This window comes from Bacillus sp. AY18-3, assembly GCF_008042305.1.
GTDB classification, from domain to species: Bacteria; Bacillota; Bacilli; order Bacillales; family Bacillaceae_G; genus Bacillus_A; species Bacillus_A wiedmannii.
In genome coordinates, this window is sequence record NZ_QKQR01000007.1 from 1 (window position 1) to 4238 (window position 4238).

3 protein-coding genes and 1 riboswitch are annotated in these 4238 nt (G+C 33.2%); of the genes, 1 reads left to right on the top strand and 2 read right to left on the bottom strand.

Annotated elements, in window-relative coordinates:
- Window positions 1-343: 343 nt before the first annotated feature.
- On the top strand, window positions 344-1309 hold the full coding sequence (locus DM800_RS07430) for an arsenic resistance protein (RefSeq protein ID WP_147786658.1): 966 nt from the start codon (window positions 344-346) through the stop codon (window positions 1307-1309).
- A gap of 50 nt (window positions 1310-1359) precedes the next feature.
- Here DM800_RS07430 and DM800_RS07435 read toward each other — a convergent pair whose 3' ends face one another.
- Together DM800_RS07435 and DM800_RS07440 are read right to left on the bottom strand one after the other, a co-directional pair.
- Window positions 1360-2607 (bottom strand): MFS transporter, encoded by a 1248-nt coding sequence (locus DM800_RS07435; RefSeq protein WP_142399364.1) that lies wholly within the window; start codon window positions 2605-2607, stop codon window positions 1360-1362.
- 88 nt (window positions 2608-2695) lie between these two features.
- A riboswitch (SAM riboswitch) is annotated at window positions 2696-2801 on the bottom strand.
- 83 nt (window positions 2802-2884) lie between these two features.
- Window positions 2885-4132 carry a DUF4153 domain-containing protein gene (locus DM800_RS07440; RefSeq protein WP_147786659.1) on the bottom strand — a complete coding sequence of 416 codons (1248 nt, stop codon included), beginning with the start codon at window positions 4130-4132 and terminating at the stop codon, window positions 2885-2887.
- Between the last annotated feature and the right edge of the window lie 106 nt (window positions 4133-4238).

Sequence of the window (4238 nt, forward strand, 5' to 3'; positions counted from 1 at the left end):
ATCCCCCACTGATTATTAGTTGAACCAATCGGGCTTTTATGGGCAGTTGATCTCCGCTTAACTTCTTTGCTTTCGCTGAATTCTGAGGTGGGGGTCTTACTGCCCATTAATGCGGGATAAAAAGTTCCAATTGATACCTTAAGTAAAACGCTTAAGACTTTTTGTTATTTAATTACCTTATGTAAGTGATTGTAATATAATCACTTACTTTAGTCAAGTAACTTTAAATAAAAAATAATATCTCGAATTAAAAATAATAAATACAATTCATACACCCATTGTAACTTTATTATTTGTATAATGAATGTAGGGAGGGCAATTCATATTCAGAAAGGATTTACTCATGAGCACTTTAGAAAAGATTCAAACTTTTATTATTCTTTTTGCTGTTACATGCGGCATCGTACTCGGACAATTTAATTTGATACATATGTATGCAGAACAATTTATTGTCCCCTTCTTATTTTTCATGCTGTATGGATTATTCCTCAGCATCCCATTGACAGAAATAAAAAATGGGTTCCGCAATTTAAAATTTGCTGGAACGAGCCTTACTATTAATTTTGTATGGACACCTTTACTCGCTTGGGGGTTAGGAGCACTATTTCTTTCTGATCATCCAGCACTTTGGGTTGGATTTATTATGTTAATGGTTACTCCATGTACAGATTGGTACTTGATCTTTACTGAAATAGCGAAAGGAAATGTAGCACTTTCTACTGCAATTTTGCCTGTAAATTTAATATTGCAAGTACTACTCCTTCCCATTTATTTATTTTTATTTGCTGGTGTCATGAAAACTGTAGCGGTTTCTGTTTTAGTAGAAAGTATTGTTATCGTAATCGTCTTACCATTTGTACTTGCACACGCTACAAAATTCATTATGAATAAAATGAAAAAAACTGAAACACTCGAGAATACACTCATTCCGTTTTTCAGCTCTGCTCAAATTGTATTTTTAAGTTTAGCAATCGTAGCGATGTTTGCATCACAAGGGAAATACTTACTACATAATATAAATGTCGTTTTACTATTACTCATCCCGGTTCTATTGTTCTTCATCATTAATTTCGTACTCGGACAATTTATCGGGCGCATAATGCGTTTATCTTATAAAGATACAGTAAGTCTAAACTTAACAACATTAGCAAGAAACTCACCTGTTGCACTCGCTATTGCTGTAACAGCTTTTCCGGACGAGCCTCTTATTGCACTTGCACTCGTTATTGGACCGTTGATTGAACTACCAGTACTTGCTTGTGTTTCACAAGTGTTGTTGCTTATTAAGAGAAAACAGCGATATACATAATAAAAAACGTCCTACTTTAGGACGTTTTTTATTGTCGAGAAATTATAGAATTATCTACTCTTATTCATTATTAAACATGAAATAACTGAAACTAAAAACGTAATGATACCAATTATAATAAATAAAATGGAAGCTGAAATTGACTCTAAGGAATACCCCGTTATTGCAATTCCAACCGGAGTTGATACTAATAATAACGAGTTTAGTAAACCATAGAATCTTCCTTGCACTTCATTTGGAATTAACTTTCTATACAGTACCCCGAAATATACATTACTCACTCCAAAAGCTATCCCTGACAGAAAATAATAAACTGAAAATAATATTGGATTCAATGTCGTACCCATTGCAGCGTTAAAAATCCCCATAATAGCAGTAAATATAAAGGCTGTTGTTATTGTTTTATATGCACGAATTTTTTTAGTAATAAATGCCCCAATTAATATCCCTATCGGAGATACCGCAAAGACGATACTATACCACTGCGTAGAAAGATCCATCTCTCTAACAACTATTACTTGCAGTGAAAGCATACACGCTGCTCCAAGTAAATTAATGACTGCAGCGCTCATTAGTAAGGTTTTCAGCGATTTATTATTATTATTATTAATGATAGAAAATCCCTCTTTAAAATCTTCATAAAATGGCTTCTTCTTCTCCACTTTCAATTCACGTGGGAATTTAATTTTCATCAAAATTAAAAACGATATAAAGAATGTAAGTGCATCTAACACAAATACTCCATGAAAACTAAAAATACTAATTAGAAAGCTCGCCATTACAGGAATTGCGACCGATATGATTTGTACTGAAATTTGTCTTAATGTAATAGCCTGTTGAATATGCTTTTCTTCTACATATGTTACTAATGCTGCGTTTGAAGCTGGTGTAAATAATGAACTACCTAATGATCGAATGATAAGTAGAAGTAATAATAGAATGTATAACATTTTATTATTAAATGCTATTACAGCAATTAAAATCATGACAATACCCCTTATCACATCTGCAACTATCATAAGTTTTCTTCTCGACATTCGATCTGCTAATGTTCCTGTAATAGGAGCAAACAGAATCGCCGCCGTTGCAATTGCAATATTTACACCCGAAACGAGTAATGGCGAGTTTGTTATTTTCATTACCCATAACGGTAAAACAAGTGTAACCATAGAATTGCCTATTAAAGAAATACAACTTGCTAAGAAAAAATAAGAAAAAACTTTATTTCTCCATATACTAGAGCTATTCTCTTTTATATTACTAACTTCACTATTCACTGTACTCTCCCTTCTACTCACATATTCTTCTTCTCCCTCTCTTCTTCACCACCCTTTAAAATACAAAAAACCTTCTTCAAAATAAGAAGAAGGTTTACTTATACCCATCTTCTTATCTTTTAGGATTTTTAGATCCTACAGGATTTAGCACCTTTATATAACATTAGGTTGCTGAGGTTTCAAAGGGCCAGTCCCTCCACCTCTCTTAATAAGAAGTCATTATTCAATTATCTAAATTTATTATATATTACATCAAAATACCTTTAATACATTTTTCTATACAGTTAACAAAACCTTTCTAATTAAACATTATAGGAAAAGTAAATATAACGAAAGCTGCCCAAAGTCCGTAGATTGGCAAATACTTCGTAACAGCATCTTGGATAGCTGTCGGTCCTGATTTGTTTTGTAGAAAACGCATATAGGAAAACATAATCCAAATGAGATTTGCCCAAATCAGTATGTTTACGCCTAAAACAGCAAGTCTATTAGGTGTAATCCCGTAAGAAGAAAGCCTAAATACGATGGCTGACAATGCGACAGTGTCAATAATAAGCGCCAGAACAATTAAGGCAAAATTTATATAATCTGAAATGCTCTTTTTCTCGTCTGAATCACTCTCAACGATAGAAAATATAGTAACAGCCAATACACCAAGGAGTATTCCGTTGAAGGCCATTAGGAAATTGCGGTCCAAGAATGGATTTTTCCCGACCCAAATTACCGTTATTAGATAGATAAACAATGTGATCAAGACAAGCGGACTAAAAATTTTAGATATGTATGGTGTAATATTTTTAGCAAGTTTAAGATTCAATGATACTAAGTATGCAGCCACTACAGCGAGAGCGGCAGCTCCAAATAAAACAACATTACTAAAATAGAACTCTCCTATATCCAAGTCAACGAAGCTAAATAATCGCATGGTGAATAATGCTAGTATCATTCCGCTCACTGCCATACTCGCGTAGAGAAGACCATATTCTAAATTAAATTTAATATACGCTAATCTTGTACTACCTTTTGAATATTCATTTCCCGTAAACGCAAGTCCCAATAAGACCCATAACAATATAGGAAGATGTAAATACGCAAGGATACTGCTGTCTTTATAATTTAATGGCAACATATTAAGATACAACCCGGTAATTAGGAACAACGCTGCAAGTAAGTAAATAATACTTTTTTTCGGAGTATTATTGTAAATAAAATAAGCAGCAATAAAGGGAATTACACCAAAAGCCAAGTTAATTGGAGCAATTGCTTCCTGCTCGACAAAGTGGAAAATGATTCTAGTGCTTAGCCCAGCTAGAATAGCTAACATGCCCATGAATAAGAAACCTTTTTGAAACAGCGATATTTTTTCTTTATTTGCCGTCTCCTTGAAATTCAATCTTTCATACCAAGCAGCTAGAAGCTGAGAATCAGGGTTTTCATCCCATGCTTGTGAGAATGACTTTTTAAAAGCTTTCGGGTCTTTTCTATACATTCTCTCCAACTCATGAGGGTTATCCATATTTTCAATAATCAAATTGTGATTGTTCATAGTTTTACCTCCTCTAATAAAAAACAGCGTTGTTAACTTTCTATAAAAAGCACCTCACTGATTTATTATGATATTGATTTTAATACACAATTTATTGTTTTACAAT